A 21,030-nucleotide genomic window follows, 5' to 3' on the forward strand; every position below is an offset into this window, starting at 1 on the left:
AATCAAAATGTGGCAAGTAACAATCATGTTGAATAATGTAGAATTATTCAAAATTGTCGAATTTTTAATATAATATATTATATCATAGTTAAAGTTTGTATTAATGTAAATATTTTGTATCACTAACTATACCTTACACTTCTTTGCCTATTCACTATAGAACAAAACAAAAGACTAACTCTTACAGTATAGTCACTCGATATAGTCAATATCATCAATGGACTATATCGAGCAAACAATGCTCTTCTCGTGAGTTAGTCTCTTGTTTATTTACAAATATGGACTGTCATTAAATGCTTTTAAACGTTGCCATCTTCTTTCTACCTCATCTTCAAACTCGCTAAGCATCTCACTATTTTCTTCCTTTAATAGATGCTTAGTTTTACCCATAAATTTCAACCAATCTGTTAATGGAATTCGCTTTTTCTTCGTTTCTGGATTATATGTTATTGTTGTTTCTCCACGTTCAATTTCATAAAGCGGGAAAAAGCAAGAGTGAACAGCTGCTTCCATAATTTTCTGACCGAAACGATCCTCAGACTTCCAATTTAGAGGACATGTGATTAAAATCTTCCCATAAACTGTGCCAACATTTTGTGCATACCATTGTGCTTTTGCAGCCTTTTTAACCAAATCTTGCGGAAATGCTTCTGTACCAGTGAAGACATATGGAATATTAGTAGCAGCCATTATTTGAGCGGTATCCTTATGATGAAATGCTTTACCACTTTGTATTTTACCTACACCTGTAGTACTCGTCATATGACCCAAAGGTGTTGAATAGGACATTTGTGATCCTGTATTCATATACCCTTCATTATCATATTCCAGCATAATTATTTTATGGTTACGTAGAGCGGTCCCTATTGCAGAGCCCATTCCAATATCCATACCTCCATCACCTGTAACCATTACGAATGTTACATCATCTGCAACATCGATCTCTCCACGTCTTTTCATTTCGAAGAAGGCTTCTGCTGTACCTGATAGAGTTGCTGGGCCATTTTGGAATAAATTATGAATCATCGTTTGCTTATGTGAGCTATAAGGGTATGCCGTAGTTACTACATACGCACAACCGGTTTGAAATAAGACAACAATGTCGCCTTCAATGCCTTTAAAGAACAACTCTAATCCAGAAAAAATCCCACAACCTGGACATCCACCATGCCCTGATGCTATACGTTTAGGCTTACTTGTTAATGCTCTTAATGGTGGGATTTTAACTTTTAATTTATTCGTTTCTGCATCTTCAGTTACTTTAATCAGTCCTGAATTAAACGTTTCACCGTGCATTGGTTTTATCGCTTGCTTAAGTGAGTCTTCTGGATATCCTTTTATATGTCCGTAGTAATCGAATACTTTATCGGCATATCCTTTTTCTACCGCAGAAATTGCCTCATTAAAGAAAGCCTCTGCATCGTCAACAAAAAAATCCTTCCCACCAACTCCAAAAACACGACTCAGTACAATCGTATCATTATCCCTATCTTCTTGGAGGGCTGATTTCACCTCATGCGTGATATTTGGTCCATTAGCTCCGTAAGAATCAGCTCGTTCACCTACTAAAAGCGCTTTTACACCTCTCAATGCATGCTTAACCTCTTCTGTAGGAAACGGCCGAATCATATTTGGACTAATTACCCCAGCTTTAACACCTTTACTACGAAGCTTATCCACTGTATCCTTTGCTGTTTCAGCAGCAGAATTTAATAGAAATAATGCCACTTCTGCATCTTCCATTTTATATAAGTCTAGTATAGGGTATTCTCTCCCTGATAACTTTGCATACTCACAAGTAATTTGTTTATATACTTCTGATGAGTTATAAAGCGCTTCTGATTGCTGGTAGTTATTATTTATTAAGTCATCACCATTCATATGTGCACCAATTGTAACTGGGTTATGTAAATCAACTGCTCGTGGATAATCAGTAGGACATTCTCCAACAAACTCTTGCACAACATTCCTATCTTTAAAATACTCTACCTTTCTTTTTTGGTGAGAAGTAAAGAAACCATCATATGCAACAATTACAGGCAACCTCACATCAGCATGCTCGGCAATTTTCAGCGCGATCATATTCATGTCGTACACTGCCTGAGGACTTCTAGCCGTTAATATAACCCACCCTGTGTTTAAGGCATAATATAAGTCAGAATGGTCGCCTCTAATATCAAGCGGCCCACTTACAGAACGTGTTACGAGATTCATAACCATAGGGAAACGAGTTCCAGATTGTACTGGTAATTGTTCAATCATATATAATAATCCATTGGCGCTCGTTGCATTAAAAACTCTGGCTCCAGCAACAGCTGCCCCATAGCATATTCCTGCTGAACCATGCTCACCATCAGCAGGTATTAGCTGGATGTCATGTTCTCCCCTTGATCTCATTTGATCTAAATATTGAGCAACTTCTGTTGACGGCGTTATTGGGAAATACCCCATTATATGATAGTTAATTTGTGCAGCAGCCATTGCGGCCATTTCATTTCCTGATTCAAACGTGACGACTTGCTCAGCTCTATTAGCTTCATTTACTTTTTCTTCAATCATTGCCACTATAAAACACCTCCTGATACTAATGGGAATTTATGCTTTACTTGATTCTTTTCAGCGAAACCAATCTCTTCTCTCAAATCTGCTAATGCAGAAGTAGGACAAGCTTCGACACATTTAAGGCACCCCTTACAATATTGATAATCAATTCCTTTAAGAAACATTTGCTCTCGACCACGTTTGTCTTCACCTTTTTCCCATACAAAGCAAAAATCTGGACAAACTGTATCACAAGCAGCACAATTTATACATTTATCTTGGTCAAATTGAGGTAAGAAACCTTGTCGAGAACCACTTAGATCTTTAAAAATACTATTTGCATTAGCGGTAATTATTCCTCCGGTTGTTTGTGTATCATACCCTAGTTTTGCTTCTAATCTAGTATACTGTTTTTCAACTACTTCGCCTGGGACATCGTAGGTCTTAAACTGTACTTGCGCATATCCACGATTAAATGTTCGAATATTCGGTTCTACTAAATGTGGATATTTATTTTCAAATGTCTTTCGAATAATGTCACGCATAGCGTCTGCATCTAAGAAATCGCATATTCTAAACAATGCACCAAGCATAGCTGTATTGACCTTTGTTTTTTCTTCAACTGCTATTCCAAGAGCATCAACAATCGCCAATGTTCCATATTTAAGTTGTAAATCACCTTTAACAGCATCAAACTCTCGAACTGAATTAACTAATACGATTCCATCCGAAGCCAATCCACTGACCACATCGACCATTTTATATAATGCTTCATGAAAAACTCCGATGACATGCGGCTGTTCGATCGGACTATGTGCTCTAATTTCTGTATCTGGATCACAAAAACGAACGAATCCTTTTACAGGCGAACCTTTTTTTTCTGAGCCGTACGAGGAAAAGTTGGAACCGTTCAATCCAAGCCCTAGCACACCTGCTTCTGCTAGCATTTTTCCAGCTAAATTAGCCCCAAGACCTCCTATTGATTCTAATCTAATTTCATAAAAACCAAGTTCATTTTTCTTTGGTAGTATTGACATTACATCACCCCTAAACTTTGTTAATGTATTCCCCTATATCTAATTGTAGTTTTTTATATGGTTTTTGACTGTGACAAAAGTCAAACATTTATTTATTTTTTGTAATACAATTTTTATCTTTTTAAGCAATTGCTGAATTTTAAATATTTGTGAACGCTAACATAATATGTAACAGTTTATTTTCTGTAATAACACAGTTGGAATTTCTTCACTAAAATTTTTATTTTTTTTCATACAAATCTCATATAATTTGATAACTTATTTATTGTGAAAGGCTGTTTTCACATTTATTGTTTCGTTTTGTAATAAGAGCTAAACACGCTTGTAACAAAGTTCGGGGCATGTTTTGCAATATAAATTTATATAATACACACAAATATAAATGAAAAAAGCAACAAAGTTTACGAAAGAAACCTTGAGAATAGACTTTTTTCGTAAACTTTGTTGCTACCATTCCTAAACTAGGATTTAAACATGACGTTTTATAGAAAATGATATTGTGTTGTCTAGTTATATACGTGGTTATTTATTAGCTAGGAAAAACAACAAGTTATCAGAGAACTACCTGCGAAAAAAAAAGAAAATTGCTCCTTATATGCAGATTTTGTATTAAAAACTAGCATTTTGTATTCTCTTTGTTACTTACTTGTAACTTTTATGTTTTTTACTTATGTTATTATTTACGAATAGTAGAATTAATTTGGAGGAAACTAATGCTAAAAAATAAAAAACATCGAAAACTACTCATATACGTGACAATTCCTTTGTTGTTCCTCATATTAGCTGGTGGGGTATACGCATCCATTCTATTTAATAAAGCACAAACAACTGCTGAAAAAGCACATAAAGAGCTTGACAGAGGCGAGCAATCAGAAAGACGTACTGATGGGGTGAATCCTAAATCAGACAATATTTCTATCTTATTAATGGGCGTTGACGACAGTGAAACTAGAAATATTGGAGACAGATTAGGTGAAGGACCACGAACTGATGCATTGTTACTAGCTACGTTTAACGAGAACAAGAAATCAGTTAAACTTGTGCACATCCCTAGAGATTCTTATGTTCCTTTACAATTTTATGATGGAGAAAAGCATCGAATTAATAGCGCATATCATTTTGGTTTAGCAGATGGCGCTGTGCAAACAGTAGAAGAATTATTTGATATACCTGTTGATTATTATGCTACTGTTAACTTCAACTCTTTCATGGATATAGTAGATTCCCTCAACGGGATAGAAGTTGATGTACCTGTTACATTTACAGAGCAGGATAGTCAAGACCGTTCAAAAGCTATCCACCTTGAAAAAGGATTACAAACACTAAACGGAGAAGAAGCTCTCGCCTTAGCAAGAACAAGGAAAATTGATACCGATGTGGAGAGAGGGAAACGACAACAGTTGATTTTAGAAGCTATAGTGAAAAAAGCTGCATCACTTGGTTCTATAACAAAATACGGCAATGTAATTGACGCAATTGGAGATAATATTATTACAAATTTGACATTTAATGAAATGTTATCCTTCTATGATTATGCAACGGGAGATGTAACGATAGAAACGTACACAGTGCCTGGTTATTCAAACGAACAATACGACTATATCGTTGATTATGATGCATTCGAAATAATAAGACAAGATTTAAAAGCACACTTAAATATTGAAACAACAAATATAGAGACTAACACTGCAGACAACCATTCACATGATGAAGTACAAAATAATAACTAACTTAATATAAGCTCTTTTCACAAACTTGTTGTTATTGAGACTAATTTAGGACAGCAACAAATGAACTTATGAAATTGACCATATTTATAATGAGAAAAGATACCATGAACACTTGGGCTTAACGTAATTAGCAATGAGGAATGCGAAAATAGCCAAAGTAGAAAAGACCTCGAATGCTAAATTTATAAGTTATTAAATTCTTAGTAAGATGAATTTCAGTCAATGAAAAACAACAAAATAAGAGGGTCTAACTCAAATAGAGCTTAGACCCTTAAAAAATTATAACGACTTTAGTTCGTTAATTACTTCTGATGGTTCCATTCGTTTCGTATAATCAGGGTTAACAGAAGCTAATCTAATTTTCCCATTCTGATCGATTATAAATGTTGCTGGAACAGGTAATGACCAGTCACTATCGTTAAATTCTTTTAAGTTAATACCGAAACCTTTGTACACTTCAACTAAATATGTTGGTAATTCAAATAATAAATTATACTCCTTAATTACGTGAGAACCCACATCACTTAGAACTGGGTATGCAAGTTCATTTTTTTCCTTCATTGACAATGAATGATCTGGTGTTTGAGGACTAATAGCAATCAATTGCGCACCTAGAGCATTTATTTCCGGTAATGCTTGCTGATATGCCCTAAGTTCCAGATTGCAATAAGGACACCACTCACCTCTATAAAAAGTTAATATAACCGGCCCCTTTTGTAGTTGCTCATAAAGATTCAGTTCTTTTCCTGTCGGGTCAGATAAAGTAAACTCTGGAGCATGATCACCTATTTCTAATCCTCTTGCAATATCTGATTGAGCAAGGTCTGTAGTAGCCTGAACCATTTTATTTAAAACCTCTTCAGGCATTTTTTTTACTGCATTTTCGTTGTATGCCTTTAGTTGTTCTGCCAACGTTGTCAATATACTCACTCCTTTTAATAAATTCACTTTAATGATAACAAGTATCATCAATAGGTTAGGACTTTCTAAAGAACTAACAATATGATTTTCCTAACACTATTTTTTTATTCTATATCCACCTTCGATTTTTTTCTGTAAGCTTGCTTACAATTTATATTTTTTAAATTCATATCGTAATGCTCTTTTCGCAAACTTTGTTGCTATTGTTATCAAATTAGTACCAAAAAAGTAGTTTACATTGTTAGTTATCGTTGTAGAAAAGGTGTCACGAGCTTTAGCTGTGTACGTGTTTATTTTTTAAAACGAATAACAACCATCAATGCAAAAACAAGCTTTCGGATTGATTCTTTCAAGCAGCTTTCAACGATCGGATGGATGCTCAGCATACTTACAATGTGAAATATATTTGTAATGCAACTTCACTAAAGTAACAAAAGAGCCTGTTCTTATCTTCAGACTCTTCTATTATGGCTAGATATCTTTTAATGTAAATATGATGAATCTGGTAACAATATGGGCTCAAACTAATTCTTTTTCAATAATATTTTGTACATTTGTTGCAAGATCATTGATCGTCATACCATCGTACTCTTCTTTTGAAATAGGTTTAGAAATAATTACTTCAACATTCGCTCCTTTAAGAATATTCTTGTTAGCCTCCATGATTTTATATGAGCCATTGATCGTAATTGGGACAATTGGCACGCCTGATTTAGTCGCTAACTTAAAGCTACCCGGTTTAAATTCACCTATAGCATTTCCTTTGCTTCGAGTTCCTTCAGGAAAAATAACAAGTGAATGTCCTTCTTTTAAATTGTTAATCCCTAAATTGATTGCCTTAACTGATTGACGAATATTTTTACGATCCATAAACACACATCTCATCAATAACATCCAATGAGAAATAATAGGATATTTTTTAATTTCCAATTTAGAAATAAACCCCATTTTTTTGTCTAGAAAACCTAATAAAATAGGAATATCAAAATTCCCTTGATGATTACTTACGAAAAGAACAGGCTGATGGTCTGGAATGTTTTCCTTACCTTTCACATTAATCGTTGAGCTTGTAAGATTGACTAATGTTCTAGACCACCGTCTTGTTTCTCTTAAAACGATTTGGTCTCGTTCTGAGTGTAATTCTCTTTTATCTAGCTGTCTCGCTTTTAGTAAGGCGGGGACAGTAAATAGTAAATGTAGCCAAAAATAGATAAACCATACGATTGTACGAATCATGTTGACACCATCCAGTTCTCATAAATTATAGAATTATCTTGCTCACGTCTATTTATATTAATGATAGTTTAATATTTTTTCAACTATAGACTACAATTGATTCGAATACATTGACATATTGTTAATAATGTTATACATTTGGTTTAAAAGTTTAAACGAAAGAACGAGGTGTCGTCATGATGCAACATAAAGCAGAACCTCAAGATATTTTAGCAGTATTCCGTGAAGCGATCCCTGCCTTTCAAGTCCTTTCAGATAAAACACGACAAGATATCATACTTCTGTTAGATGAACATGAAGAAACAGGGCTTAATGTAAATGAAATAGCTGAAAAGCTCCCATTATCCAGACCAGCAATTTCTCACCATTTAAAAAATTTAAAACAAGCTGGTCTTGTTGATGTTAGACAACACGGCACAGGTAATTATTACTACTTAACCCTTCTTCAAGCTGTAGAGCATATGAAGCATCTTATTTCATTACTGGAAAACAACTGTGAATTGAAATAAAAAGTATAGGGGGAATTTTACATGACTGAAATTAGCGATTTAGTAAAAAAACAAAAAAAGTTTTTTTTCACAGGTGAAACGAAAGATGTTACTTTCAGATTGAACGCCCTTAGCAAGTTGAAAAAGGCAATTCTTGAAAATGAACGTGGGATAACTACCGCATTAAGGACTGATTTAAACAAATCTGAAGCTGATACTTATATGTCTGAAATCGGCTTAGTATTATCTGAGATTTCAGTTATTCAAAAAGGCTTGAGGTCATGGGTTAAACCAAAAAGAGTTAAAACTCCTATTTCTCACTTTGGCGCATCAAGCTATCGATATGCTGAGCCTTATGGTGTTACCCTTACTATTGCTCCGTGGAATTACCCATTCCAACTAGCACTCACTCCTATCCTTGGTGCAATTGCTGGTGGAAATACTGTAATTTTAAAACCTTCAGAGTTAACACCGACTGTTTCAGCAATTTTAAAAGAACTGTTGTCTTCAACCTTTGATGAAGAGTATATAGCTGTAGTTGAGGGCGGAGTAGAAGAAAGTACACAACTTTTAAATGAACCCGTTGATTATATCTTCTTCACAGGTAGCGTCCCAGTTGGCAAAATTGTGATGGAAGCTGCATCAAAAAACTTAACTCCAGTAACTTTAGAACTTGGTGGCAAAAGTCCAGTTATTGTTGATGAAACGGCTGACTTAAAACTTGCAGCAAAACGAATTGTATGGGGTAAATTCTTTAATGCTGGGCAAACTTGTGTTGCTCCAGACTACATGCTCGTTCACCATAGTGTAAAAGACGAGCTCATTAATAATATGAGGAAAATAATCAATGAGTTTTATACTGATAATGCTCTAACTAATGAAGAATATACTCATATAGTCAATGAACGCCATTTTCAGCGGTTAGTAAAATATTTAAGTGACGGTAATATTATCGTTGGTGGAAATATAGATGAAGAATTGCATGCGATTGAACCAACCATTTTAGATCATATTACATGGGACGATTCAATAATGCAAGATGAAATATTCGGCCCAATACTACCTGTCATTGAATATAGTGATGCGAGTGAAGTGATTAACATGGTAAACGACCGACCGAAACCATTAGCCCTATATTTGTTTTCTAGCAATAAACAAGCTCAAGAGCACATCATTAACAACATCTCTTACGGTGGTGGATGTATTAACGATACGCTCTATCATCTAGCTTCTCCACACCTTCCATTCGGGGGCGTTGGAACTAGTGGTGTAGGTGCATATCATGGTAAACATAGTTTTGATACGTTCTCCCATTACAAAAGTGTTCTAAAACAAACGACTAAATTTGACATACCATTACGTTACCCAAATATGAAAAATGGACTAAAGCTTGCAAAAAAAATATTAAAATAAAAATTCTTGTAAATGAGGAAGGTGCTATTATATGTCTAATAACTTTGTATTAATTACTGGAGCTTCTGGTGGAATTGGCTTTGAATTAGCCCATCTATTTGCTAAAGATAATCATAACGTTCTACTTATCGCGCGAAATGAGCAAAAGTTAAATGATTTAGCAAACGACTTAATGAAAACCTACAATATTAAAGCAAAGGTACTTTCAAAAGACTTATCAAATCCTGAATCGCCACAGCAAATTTACGATTATTGTGAAAATGAAAAGATTGATGTTGAAGTCCTTGTAAACAACGCTGGATTTGGAAGTTTTGGGTTCTTTGCTGAAACGGATATCAACAAAGAATTGGAATTAATACAAGTGAACATCACAGCACTTACTTATTTAACTAAACTGTTCTTACCTCAAATGGTCAATAGAAAATCTGGGAAAATATTAAATGTAGCATCAACAGCATCTTTTCAGCCTGGACCATATTTATCTAACTATTCGGCATCAAAAGCATATGTATTATCTCTTTCTGAGGCCATTGCAAATGAAGTAGAAGGTACTGGCGTATCAGTTAGTGTTCTTTGCCCCGGACCAACTGAAACTGGCTTTCAATCTGCTGCCGACATGGATCACTCGAAAAATTTCACTGGTGGCAAAGTGATGGATGTTAAGTCAGTAGCAATAGCAGGATATGAAGGTTTACAGAAGGGCAAGACGGTAATCATACCTGGTTTAATGAACCGTATTATGGCGACATCTGTTAGATTTGGACCTCGCAAACTTATTCCTAAAATTGTTCGACGCATGGTTGAACCAACTAAATAACATGAAGCAAGCTGTCTCAAATTTGAGACAGCTTTTCCTTTTAGATTTTTAGAAAGAACTTAATTTGACAAAAAAATATAGGAAATTGAACGATAAAACTAATAATTTGACCCATAAACATGTAATAAATTTGACCTATAAATTTGCTCAGGTTAATAAAATTCAGCTTATGTTTACCTTTTCACCCGCTGTTATAGATTGAAAACATGCATCGATGACTCTCATGTTTTTTAGGCTTTGCTCTCCGGTATACATAGGTTGCGATTTGTTCAATATACAATTAGAGAAATGTTCTATTTGCAGAACATATTGGTCTGCTTCATAGTACTCTACTCTAGACTCTTCTTGTTCATTTGATACGATTATTTTGCCTACGTTATTATATAAATTAGGTGTAAATGCCCTCGGTAAAACCAGTTTGCCTTTCGTACCTACCATTTCATAATATGCACTAAAAGACCTTTCAAAACTACAATCAAAAGAAACCATCACATCGTTTTGTAATTTTAATAGAGCATATGTTGACATATCTACATGATATTCTTCGTGTATATGAGCCTGAGCAAAAACTTCAATAGGTTCCGAATCTAATATGTACTGAATTGTATTGATGCAGTAGCTACCAACATCATACAAGCTCCCCCCTCCTAATTTAGGTACCATACGGATATTACCTTCAAGATCATTTAATGTAAATGAGAAGCTTGAACGCATTAGTTTAATGTCACCAATTTCACCAGATGCTATAATTTCTTTTACTCTTTTATGTTGTGGATGAAATTGATACATAAATGCTTCCATAAAAATGACATTATTCTTCTGACATGCTTGGATGATATCCTTCATCTCCGAAGAATTCAATGCTGCTGGTTTTTCACATAAAATATGTTTACCGTGTGTAGCAGCCTCCTTCACCCATTCTGCATGTAAACCATTAGGTAGAGGTATGTAAACAGCATCAACATTAGAATCTAATAATAAATCCTGATAGCTTTTATATACATTAGGTATGGATAATGATTCAGCAACACTTTTCACTTGCTCATTTGCGCTAGCAATAGCAACTACTTCAGCATTAGTTGCTTTGTGAATCGCTGGAATAATGGCTGTTTGAGCTATATTTGCAGTACTTAGTATTCCCCATCTAATCTTTCTATGCATTCTCTCATCTCCTAAGCTTTTATTTCTATTATAATAGAAAAATTAAAAGACTGTATGTGAATTGAATGTTTGTTTTTTTCCTCTTTAAAGTACAACATATAACACCTTTAAATATTGGTTAGTGTTGCAACAATTGATACGATATGTGCATTAGAAAAAGAAAAATATATATATAACATAAACTGCTTGTTTTTAGAATACAATTTTCGGCTAAAATTATGATAGAATAAATCGACGTGTTATTGCTATAGCGAAAGTAAAAGGAGATAAAAAATCTAATGAATGTAGTTTTAAGTACATTAAATGCAAAATATATTCACACAAGCCTATCAATTAGATATTTAAAGGCATATGCTGAACCAGAGTATGATGTACAGCTTGCAGAATATACTATTAAAGACCCTGTAATGAATATCGTGACTGATATATACAGAAAAAAACCAGATGTAGTTGGTTTCAGTTGTTATATATGGAATATAGAAGAAACAATTAAAGTGATAAAAATGCTAAGAAAAATAAACCCAAAGCTTACGATCGTGTTAGGTGGTCCCGAAGTGACATATGATGTAAGTGAATGGTTAGATAAAATTCCTGAAGTTGATTTTATCGTCATCGGCGAAGGTGAAGAAACGTTTAAGCAATTGCTTGACGAACTTAATTATGACAATAATTTCGATAAAATTGATGGGATTGCTTACCGACAAGAAAAACAAAAAGTTATAAAGCGTCCACAAAAAAAGCTTGACCTAAAGTTATTGCCCTCACCTTTTCGTTTCGATGAAGACAGGCTAAGTCTATCCAAGCGTGTAACCTATATTGAAACAAGCCGTGGCTGCCCTTTTAGTTGCCAATTTTGTCTCTCATCAATAGAAGTTGGGGTACGTTATTTTGATCGGGAAAAGGTAAAGGATGATATTCGTTATTTAATGGATAACGGTGCTAGAACAATAAAGTTTGTCGATCGAACCTTTAATATAAGTAGAAGTTATGCGATGGAGATGTTCAGGTTTTTAATTGATGAGCATAAGCCAGGTACCGTGTTCCAATTTGAGATTACTGCTGACATTATGCGTCCTGAAGTCATTGAGTTTTTGAATCAAGAAGCACCACCTGGATTGTTCAGATTCGAAATAGGTGTTCAGTCAACAAATGATGCAACAAACGAGCTTGTCATGCGCAAGCAAAATTTCGAAAAACTGACACGTACTGTGACGATGGTTAAGGAGGGTGGTAAGATTGACCAGCACCTTGATCTAATTGCCGGCCTACCAGAAGAAAACTATGGATCATTCCGTAAGACTTTTAATGATGTTTTTGCTATGCGACCTGAAGAACTACAACTTGGCTTTTTGAAAATGCTACGAGGAACAGGTCTTCGACTAACAGCAAAGGACCACGGATATAAATATATGGACACTTCACCCTATGAAATTCTGGAGAATGATATTTTACCTTTCGACGACATTATGCGTATTAAACAAGTTGAAGACGTGTTAGAAAAATATTGGAATGACCATAGAATGGATCAAACGATTGAATTCCTTGTATCTAATAGCTATCCAACTCCATTTGACTTCTTTCAATTATTCGGTACGTATTGGGATGAACAAGGTTGGATAAGAATTGGACATCAATTGGAAGATTTATTTAAAAGGTTATATCAATTTTTGCACGAAACAAATGTAAAAGATTTGGACATCATTTCAGGATTAATGAAATATGATTACTTACGTAAGCAAAAGCATAAACCGCGTAAACCGTGGTGGAATGATTCATTAGAAAAACCAACTAGAGCAGCATATTATCGTGATATTGTTAACAACCCTCACGTTTTCGGACGTCAATTTACACATTTACAACTTAGTGAAAAAGATATACACAAGCACACCGTCATTGAAGAGCTTAATTTTAATCTTTCACACTATTTGTTATCAGAAAAAATTGTTCATGAGCAAACATTGTTATTAGTATATTTTGATCCATCGACAAACAAGACAAGTTACTTTACATCAACAATAGATAATATAACTAACACCAAATAAATTAACATAAGGTGGAGATGTCCCTCCACCTTTGAATAACAAGTTGTTACTCTTTGTCACAGTTCTTGTTTTTCGACTCAAGTGCCCCTTCATAGGGCTTCATTGCATTATAATCCCCTAGCTCCCCACCAAACTCTTCACGTAATAAATCTTTAGACATCTTATGGTTTTGATCACCTGCGTGCTGTTTTTTCTGCATTCTTTTTCCCATGGAACTTTACTCCTCCTCTTGTCTTTGTTGATACCCTTTTTTAGAGTTTCTATTGGCCCCTTTTATTGGTTCCTCATAGTCAGCTTCAGCTGAAAACTCAGTATCAGGTAGACTTTCCTTTGGTGTAAAATTATTATTTCTTGCTGCATTATATTTTACTTTTCGTTTCATAACTATTCCTCCACATATACGCAAAGATTGAACTGCTTTTATTACTTCATGTTGATGGTATTTTTATATGCAATTAAAACGATTTCTTCGCCTTTTTCAGCTCTAAGCTCTTTTTCTACTTGCTGAACCTTCGTTAAATCTTCACTGTCAAGTTGAGCAATCGCAAAAGAATCATCCTTCATATTTTCACCTACCTGTACTCTTTAAATGATATGCTTCACCTTTTATCTTGTTCGAACGACCAAAAGGTATGCATGATAATTGAATTGTTCGCTCATAATAGCTCTAAAGGAGTATACTCTTTCAAGAAAACTAGACCATATTTTGAAGCTTCATTTCAATTAATTGGAATAAAATGCATATGAAGCACAAAAGCACAAAAAAAAACATTAATTCAAAGTTTAGTGATTTAGTGAGGTGTTAACATAAATGACTAAGAAAAATGAAAAGGAATCATCATCAATATTTGATGAAACTATGCCTCATCAAATAAATGCTCCAAACTTCAAAGGAACTGGCGAAAAATTGCAAGAACCATTTGTTAATAAGAATGGTGTAGTTATTGGGGATAGCCTGTATAATTCTCCAAACTCACCATTAAATCAATGGTCTGACGATATCGACCCTGCCATAATGGCAGGCGATGACTGGGTACATCCTACTAATGATATAGGATGGAATACACCAGAAAATAGAGAATTAATTGAAGAAAAAAAGAAGCCAAATGGTGCACCTTTCATGCACCCAACAGAAGATGTCAGTTATGGTACAGATTAATTAGCTGATATAAGTCGCTAAGGGGGAAATTTTATATCATTGAACTATTGGGAGTATTTCACAAATGATATTTATGATTTTCGCCCCTTTAGCTACTGTTAGCTTATTCCTTAAATTATTGTTATATACTATTCAAAATGTTTGATTACAGGAATTTTATAAGGATAAATAGAAAATATCTCAAGATACCTTTATACAGAAATGTATTTATTTTCTTCTCCTAGTATAATTATTTTCAACTCGTATTATTTAACACTGTCACCTATATAACTTTTTCTTATTCTATAAGTAAATTCTTCACACCACCTTCTTAATGAAAAATCCATCTGTTATTTTCTACCTAATTAAATATACATCCTTCCTATTATTAAACAGCATTACTCTTAATAACTATAAAAGTTTCTGAAAATATTGAAATATAATAAAAATTATATTATATTAAGATTATCAACTTTATTACTATTCAATATTTTCGGTTAATTAATACGATTGAACTAGTTAATATTGTTGAAAAAAGATACATAAGGGGGAAAAAAATGAAAAAAAGATTTGGTATCTTCACAGTGTTTCTTTTATTAGTAGTTGGAATTATTGCTGGGTGCTCGGACGATGCATCAAGTGAAGAATCAAAATCAATACTTGATACAGTAAAAGACAGAGGAAAATTAGTTGCCGGGGTTAACGGAGAGTTACCTGGATTTGGGTTTGTAGGTACTGATGGTCAATATTCAGGCTTTGATGTTGACTTTGCTAAAGCAATTGCTGTAGCAGTTTTAGGGGATGCAAACGCGATTGAATTTCGGCCATTAACATCAGAGGAACGTTTCACAGCTGTCCAAACAGGTGAAGTTGATGTATTAGTTCGTAATACAACTTGGACGACAAACCGTGATTCAGAGGTTGGATTGAACTTTGCTCCAGTAACATTTTACGACGGTCAAGGTATTATCGTTCGTAAAGATAGTGGAATTAAAAGTTTAGAAGATTTACAGGGTGCTCGTATTTCCGTGGAACAAGGAACGACTACTGAGCTAAACTTAGCAGATGTGTTAGATGCAAATGGAATTGAATACGAGTCAATCGTTTTCGATACGCAAGATGCAGCTGTTCAAGCATACGAGGAAGGAACTGCTGACGCATACACTACTGATAAATCCGGATTAATCGCACGACAAGCAAACATGGCAAATCCTGACGAACACATCATTATAGATGAGACTTTATCAAAAGAACCGTTAGCTCCTGCTGTAATCGGTGGAGATGATACGTGGTTTGATATTGTAAAGTGGGTCACATTTGCAACAATGCGTGCTGAAGAATTAGGTGTTACTTCTGAAAATGTTGATGAAATGCTTAATAGTAATAACCCAGAAATACAACGTCTATTAGGTGCAGGTGAAAATAATTTAGGAGAGCAGTTAGAGCTTGACAATGATTTTGCTTACAAAGTAATTAAAGAAGTAGGAAATTACGGTGAGATTTTCGAACGTAATTTAGGTTCAGTTTTCGGATTAGAGCGCGGAATAAATGATATGTATACAAACGGTGGATTAATGTACTCCCCTCCGTTTCGCTAATTGCTGGTTTTGCAATACATTGATAATGAACGAAAAGGTCTGCTTACTATTGATTATATAATGCAGACCTTTTCCATTGTGAGGTGGATATATGAAAAAGGAAATGTCAGTTTCAACTCCATTTTGGCGTGACAAAAGAATAATTCCAATATTATTACAGCTTATTTTTGTTTTCATTGTTGCCTTATTTGGAGCATATTTTATTATTAATGCAATCAATGGGCTTGAAAAGATTGGTATTGCCTTTGGCTTCTCCTTTCTTGGGCAACGGGCAGGATTTGGGATAACCGATTCTTTAATTGAATATTCATCATCTGATACTTATGGACGAGCTTTGCTTGTTGGTATTTTAAACACATTGAAAGTTGCGTTATTCGGTATCATCTTTGCAACGATCATTGGGATTATTGCAGGTATTTCAAGGCTATCTTCTAACTGGCTCGTAAGTAAGCTTTCAAGCATTTATATTGAAATCTTTCGAAATACACCTTTATTAGTACAATTATTTATTTGGTATTATGCTGTATTACTTCAATTACCATTAATCGATGATGTTAAAACAAGTAGTTCATTTATATTTACTAATCGTGGTGTTGCTATTCCATGGTTTCAGCAAAACTCTGGCTCACTCGTTTGGACAATCCTTCTGTTAATAGGTATTATACTTTCAGTTATCATGTGGCGCGTTCAACTAAAGCGACAAATTGATTTAGGAAAACGAACTTACCCTTTCATTTGGGGAACAGGTGCAATTATACTAGCGATTGTAGTATCGTTAATTGTTACACAACAGGCTCCATTCGATATTTCAAACCCTTCAATTGAAGGTAGAGGATTTACTGGTGGTAGTCTACTAAGACCTGAGTTTCTTGCACTACTTTTGGCATTAAGTGTTTATACTTCTACTTATATTGCAGAAATTGTTCGAGCTGGTATTTTAGGTGTCAAGCAAGGACAAAAAGAAGCTGCTAATGCACTTGGTTTAAAACCGTCTACGACGATGCGTCTAGTTGTCTTTCCACAAGCAATTAGAATAATTATCCCCCCTGTTACAAGTCAATACCTGAACTTAATAAAGAACTCAAGTTTAGGTGTCGCAATTGCATACCAAGAAATTGTTAGCGTAGGGAAAACTACACTTGGACAAAATTCACGGTCAATTGAGGTTGTCCTTATTTGGATAGCTGTATATTTACTTATCAATTTAATTACAGCATTAATTATGAATATATTTAACAAAAAAGCACAAATTGTTGAAAGGTAGGTGGTAGCGATGGGAAATATCGGTGTTGAAAAACACGAACCGAAACAAATTGACATTAATTCAGATACACAACCTAACCGTTTTTTGCAATGGCTTAAGGCAAACCTTTTTAGTAGCTGGTTAAACACAGCGTTAACAATTTTATCTATCGTTATTGCCTATTTTATTATTAAAGGTTCAGTATATTGGATATTTGTCACTGCAGAGTGGCGGGTTGTGGCCGATAACTTTAAGCTGTTTGTTGTCGGACAATATCCGATCGACCAACTTTGGAGAGTCTGGCTATTATTAACATATGTATCTATTATGTTAGGTTTTTCATGGGGAATATGGAAAAGTATTGTAAAACCTATCGCATTGACGATTGGTATCGTTATGCTAGTTGTTGGGTGTTTACCATTTGTTGAAGGTATGACAAGAATATGGTTAGGTATAAATATCGTTATCCTTATTGCGACTTATTTTGTAGGAGCAAAATTTAATAAACTAAAAACATTAACCTTAACTGGTTGGTTCTTATTGTTCCCAGTCTCTATCTTCTTATTATCTGGTTTTGGTATTTTACCTGAGGTTAGTACGAGTGTCTGGGGTGGATTTTTATTAACACTATTAATTGCATTAGTTGCAATTGTTATATCCTTCCCTATTGGAGTATTACTTGCTTTAGGAAGACGTAGTACACTTCCAATTGTAAAATGGTTTAGCATTTTATTTATTGAAATCGTACGTGGAATTCCATTAATTACATTACTATTTATTTCTCAATTGATGGTTCCATTGTTTTTAGGTGATGGTATAGAAATAGATAATGTGCTACGTGCTATGATAGGATTTATTATGTTCTCAGCAGCTTACTTAGCAGAAAATGTTCGTGGTGGACTTCAAGCAATCCCACGTGGACAATTTGAAGCAGCTCAGGCATTGGGATTAAATAAGACCTTGATGACTAGTTTTATCATTTTACCACAAGCATTAAAAATCGTTATTCCACCGATTGTCGGTTTGTATATAGGTATTTTTAAGGATACAGTGCTAGTAACGATTGTTGGGTTATCCGATTTATTAGGTATATCAAAAAAAATAATAGCAAATCCACAATATTTAGGGACACATATGACAGCTTACGTCTTTGTTGCATTGGTCTTTCTCATTTTCTGTTATTTAATGTCTTACGTAAGTAGAAAGCTAGAGGCATCCCTCTCAGTTGGGAAACGATAGGAGGTATATTTAATGGGTAGTATTTTTGCTGTTGAAAAATTAACAACACCCCTTGAAGAACGAGAAGATATTATAACTGTTAATAATTTAGATAAATGGTTTGGAAAGCTTCATGTGCTAAAAAACGTAGATATGAATGTGAAAGAAGGAGAAGTTGTCGTTATACTCGGACCTTCCGGATCAGGTAAATCAACCTTTATTCGAACAATCAATGCTTTGGAAGAATTTCAAAATGGTGAGATTGTTGTCGACGGAATTAGTTTAACAAATGATGTAAAAAACATCGAAGAAATTCGTAAAGAAACTGGGATGGTATTTCAACAATTTAACCTATTCCCTCATATGACAATTTTGAAAAATATAACATTAGCCCCTATTTGGGTTCGTAGATGGAAAAAGGAAAAAGCAGAAAAAATTGCTCATGAACTCCTTGAACGTGTTGGAATTCCTGAGCAGGCTGACAAATATCCAGGACAGCTTTCCGGTGGACAGCAGCAGCGTGTGGCGATTGCTCGAGCACTAGCTATGCAACCAAAAATAATGCTATTTGATGAGCCAACATCAGCCCTTGATCCTGAAATGGTTCGTGAAGTGCTTGATGTTATGAAAACATTAGCAGAATCTGGTATGACAATGCTCGTCGTTACCCATGAAATGAATTTCGCAAGAGAAGTTGCAGATCGTATCGTCTTATTTGACCATGGTGAAATTGTTGAGACTGGTACTCCTGAAGAACTATTTGACAATCCTCAACATGAGCGTACAAAAGCATTCTTATCTCAAATTTTATAGCATAATCATTAAAATAAAAAAGTACCTCGTCTATCTACGAATCGCATTGGGGTCATATATATCTCTTGAAGTTACGGTTTTACCTTCAAGAGATATATCGAAGTGACCACGAGGGGGTGCTAGGTGCTTAAACTAACAAATCCATATAACACAACAAAGCCTGACCAATATAAAGGTCAGGCTTTGCAATGTCTTCATGTGTGTAATTATCCAATAATAACCCGCTCTTTCGGAAAATGATAATTCGGCTCTTTTGACCGTTTTCCTATTAAAAAGAGGAATGTTAACAACCCAATTCTTCCTATAAACATTAACAAAATGATGATTATTTTACCTATCACACTTAACCCTGGTGTTATCCCCATTGATAGACCAGTTGTTCCGAATGCAGAGCTCACTTCAAAAATAATCTCTGTTAATGTGAAAGGCTCGGTTAAAGTTAATATAACAATTGCTAGTGAAAACATCATAAATGCCATCATCGTAACTACCAATGATTTAACCACATCTTCCTCATGAAGCTCTCTTTTAAATACTTTAACTGTTTTACGACCTTTAGCAAAATGGAATAAGAATAACAAATTTAACGCAAAGGTTGTCGTTCTAATACCTCCACCTACTGAGCTCGGAGAAGCTCCGATAAACATAAGAGCACACATAACTAACAAGGTAGGCTCGGTAAACTCACTAACGTTCATCGTCGATAAACCGCCACTCCGCGTTGTGACCGACTGGAATAGAGCATAGAAAAAAGATTCATGCCATGATTTATCAGCGAAGAAATGATTAAATTCAAATAACAAAATGATAAGTGTTCCAAAAATTAATAAGCTAAAATAAGTTATTGTTGTGATTTTTGTAAAAAGTGAGAAGCGGTAGCTCTGTCCATTCTCCCTTTTGTTTAATAAATAATCTTTGACTTCAATAAGTACTGGAAACCCTATCGCTCCTAAAGTAATTAAGATAATCGTAATAAATTGTACGAAATAATCCTTAGCGAACGGAACGAGTGATTGTCCAGTAATATCAAATCCACCATTTGTTGTTGCACTAACTGCTGCAAATAAACCGTGTAAATATGCCTCCTGCCAAGTTGGATAATACTTCAAAAAGTATGTTCCTAAAATTACAGCACCGATGAGTTCAATAATAATAATGAGCCAAAGGATTTGCTTCATTAACATGACTAATCCAGATAAATTTGACTGATTATGATCGGTCATAATTAATCGACGTTGCCTCAAACCAATCTTTTTACCGATTAAAACATAAATGAATGTCCCTAAGGTCATAATGCCAATACCACCAACTTGTAGCATTAACAAAAGGATAAACACACCTGTAGTACTGAATGTATCTGCGGTTGACACAACAGTTAATCCTGTAACACTTACTGCACTAACTGCTGTAAATAATGCATCCAAAAAAGATAGTTCAATACCTGGTTTATGCGCAACAGGTAAACTGATTAAAAATGTTGATATTGAAACTGCTAAAAAATAATAACTGACAATAATTTGAAAAGGTGTTAAGCCACTTATGCGTTCACGAAATTTTTTCAACATTAATTCTTCATTCCCTCATTCATTACATATACACATAATCATATCATAAAAAAATATCGTTGTTACATG

Annotated in this window: 19 protein-coding genes; 10 read left to right on the plus strand and 9 right to left on the minus strand. The window is 34.5% G+C overall.

The features are described 5' to 3' along the window. Positions 1 to 270: 270 nt before the first annotated feature. A complete protein-coding gene (locus SLH48_RS06550; RefSeq protein ID WP_413785401.1) occupies positions 271 to 2,559 on the minus strand; it encodes a thiamine pyrophosphate-dependent enzyme in 2,289 nt (762 codons plus the stop codon). Positions 2,560 to 2,564: 5 nt separating this feature from the next. After that, a complete protein-coding gene (locus tag SLH48_RS06555) occupies positions 2,565 to 3,578 on the minus strand; it encodes a 2-oxoacid:acceptor oxidoreductase family protein (protein WP_320257480.1) in 1,014 nt (337 codons plus the stop codon). A 713-nt stretch (positions 3,579 to 4,291) separates the two neighbouring features. Between SLH48_RS06555 and SLH48_RS06560 the strand changes: the two genes are divergently transcribed. Next, entirely contained in the window at positions 4,292 to 5,308 is a 1,017-nt protein-coding gene (locus tag SLH48_RS06560; RefSeq protein WP_320257481.1) for an LCP family protein, read from the plus strand. 279 nt (positions 5,309 to 5,587) lie between these two features. Here SLH48_RS06560 and SLH48_RS06565 read toward each other — a convergent pair whose 3' ends face one another. After that, positions 5,588 to 6,238 carry a peroxiredoxin-like family protein gene (locus SLH48_RS06565; protein WP_320257584.1) on the minus strand — a complete coding sequence of 217 codons (651 nt, stop codon included), beginning with the start codon at positions 6,236 to 6,238 and terminating at the stop codon, positions 5,588 to 5,590. A 510-nt stretch (positions 6,239 to 6,748) separates the two neighbouring features. After that, positions 6,749 to 7,465 (minus strand): lysophospholipid acyltransferase family protein, encoded by a 717-nt coding sequence (locus tag SLH48_RS06570; RefSeq protein ID WP_320257482.1) that lies wholly within the window; start codon positions 7,463 to 7,465, stop codon positions 6,749 to 6,751. Between the two features lie 176 nt (positions 7,466 to 7,641). Between SLH48_RS06570 and SLH48_RS06575 the strand changes: the two genes are divergently transcribed. From SLH48_RS06575 to SLH48_RS06585, 3 genes are read left to right on the plus strand one after another with little or no spacing between them, the layout of a single operon-like run. Beyond that, the gene (locus tag SLH48_RS06575) at positions 7,642 to 7,974 is read left to right on the plus strand and encodes a winged helix-turn-helix domain-containing protein (RefSeq protein ID WP_320257483.1); all 333 of its coding nucleotides are present in this window, start codon (positions 7,642 to 7,644) and stop codon (positions 7,972 to 7,974) included. Positions 7,975 to 7,995: 21 nt separating this feature from the next. Further along, on the plus strand, positions 7,996 to 9,366 hold the full coding sequence (locus SLH48_RS06580; RefSeq protein WP_320257484.1) for an aldehyde dehydrogenase: 1,371 nt from the start codon (positions 7,996 to 7,998) through the stop codon (positions 9,364 to 9,366). 31 nt (positions 9,367 to 9,397) lie between these two features. Then, a complete protein-coding gene (locus SLH48_RS06585) occupies positions 9,398 to 10,183 on the plus strand; it encodes an SDR family oxidoreductase (protein WP_320257486.1) in 786 nt (261 codons plus the stop codon). 162 nt (positions 10,184 to 10,345) lie between these two features. Here SLH48_RS06585 and SLH48_RS06590 read toward each other — a convergent pair whose 3' ends face one another. Continuing rightward, entirely contained in the window at positions 10,346 to 11,344 is a 999-nt protein-coding gene (locus SLH48_RS06590; protein WP_320257487.1) for a Gfo/Idh/MocA family oxidoreductase, read from the minus strand. 278 nt (positions 11,345 to 11,622) lie between these two features. Here SLH48_RS06590 and SLH48_RS06595 point away from each other — a divergent pair, with 278 nt between their 5' ends. Then, complete coding sequence (locus tag SLH48_RS06595; protein ID WP_320257488.1) at positions 11,623 to 13,386, plus strand: B12-binding domain-containing radical SAM protein; 1,764 nt, start codon at positions 11,623 to 11,625, stop codon at positions 13,384 to 13,386. A 46-nt stretch (positions 13,387 to 13,432) separates the two neighbouring features. Here the strand turns inward: SLH48_RS06595 and SLH48_RS06600 are convergent, their stop codons facing one another. Genes SLH48_RS06600 through SLH48_RS06610 form a run of 3 tightly spaced genes read right to left on the minus strand, consistent with a single transcriptional unit; the run spans position 13,433 to position 13,950 of the window. Then, on the minus strand, positions 13,433 to 13,597 hold the full coding sequence (locus SLH48_RS06600) for a hypothetical protein (RefSeq protein WP_320209390.1): 165 nt from the start codon (positions 13,595 to 13,597) through the stop codon (positions 13,433 to 13,435). A gap of 6 nt (positions 13,598 to 13,603) precedes the next feature. After that, positions 13,604 to 13,768: a hypothetical protein gene (locus SLH48_RS06605; RefSeq protein ID WP_214482208.1), complete on the minus strand. Its 165-nt coding sequence runs from the start codon at positions 13,766 to 13,768 to the stop codon at positions 13,604 to 13,606. A gap of 41 nt (positions 13,769 to 13,809) precedes the next feature. Next, positions 13,810 to 13,950: a hypothetical protein gene (locus SLH48_RS06610; protein WP_320257489.1), complete on the minus strand. Its 141-nt coding sequence runs from the start codon at positions 13,948 to 13,950 to the stop codon at positions 13,810 to 13,812. Positions 13,951 to 14,197: 247 nt separating this feature from the next. Between SLH48_RS06610 and SLH48_RS06615 the strand changes: the two genes are divergently transcribed. The 5 genes from SLH48_RS06615 to SLH48_RS06635 all read left to right on the plus strand — a co-directional run bounded on the left by SLH48_RS06615 (position 14,198) and on the right by SLH48_RS06635 (position 19,396). Then, complete coding sequence (locus SLH48_RS06615; RefSeq protein WP_320257491.1) at positions 14,198 to 14,545, plus strand: DUF3905 domain-containing protein; 348 nt, start codon at positions 14,198 to 14,200, stop codon at positions 14,543 to 14,545. 536 nt (positions 14,546 to 15,081) lie between these two features. After that, positions 15,082 to 16,122: an amino acid ABC transporter substrate-binding protein gene (locus tag SLH48_RS06620; RefSeq protein WP_320257492.1), complete on the plus strand. Its 1,041-nt coding sequence runs from the start codon at positions 15,082 to 15,084 to the stop codon at positions 16,120 to 16,122. 91 nt (positions 16,123 to 16,213) lie between these two features. Continuing rightward, complete coding sequence (locus SLH48_RS06625) at positions 16,214 to 17,386, plus strand: ABC transporter permease subunit (RefSeq protein WP_320257493.1); 1,173 nt, start codon at positions 16,214 to 16,216, stop codon at positions 17,384 to 17,386. Between the two features lie 9 nt (positions 17,387 to 17,395). Next, entirely contained in the window at positions 17,396 to 18,604 is a 1,209-nt protein-coding gene (locus SLH48_RS06630) for an amino acid ABC transporter permease (RefSeq protein WP_320257494.1), read from the plus strand. Between the two features lie 12 nt (positions 18,605 to 18,616). Continuing rightward, positions 18,617 to 19,396 carry an amino acid ABC transporter ATP-binding protein gene (locus SLH48_RS06635; RefSeq protein ID WP_250886597.1) on the plus strand — a complete coding sequence of 260 codons (780 nt, stop codon included), beginning with the start codon at positions 18,617 to 18,619 and terminating at the stop codon, positions 19,394 to 19,396. Between the two features lie 206 nt (positions 19,397 to 19,602). Here the strand turns inward: SLH48_RS06635 and SLH48_RS06640 are convergent, their stop codons facing one another. After that, the gene (locus tag SLH48_RS06640; protein WP_214482066.1) at positions 19,603 to 20,961 is read right to left on the minus strand and encodes a TrkH family potassium uptake protein; all 1,359 of its coding nucleotides are present in this window, start codon (positions 20,959 to 20,961) and stop codon (positions 19,603 to 19,605) included. Positions 20,962 to 21,030 lie beyond the last annotated feature (69 nt).

Origin of the sequence: Cytobacillus sp. IB215316, from assembly GCF_033963865.1 — a bacterium.
GTDB classification, from domain to species: domain Bacteria; phylum Bacillota; class Bacilli; order Bacillales; family SM2101; genus Nanhaiella; species Nanhaiella sioensis.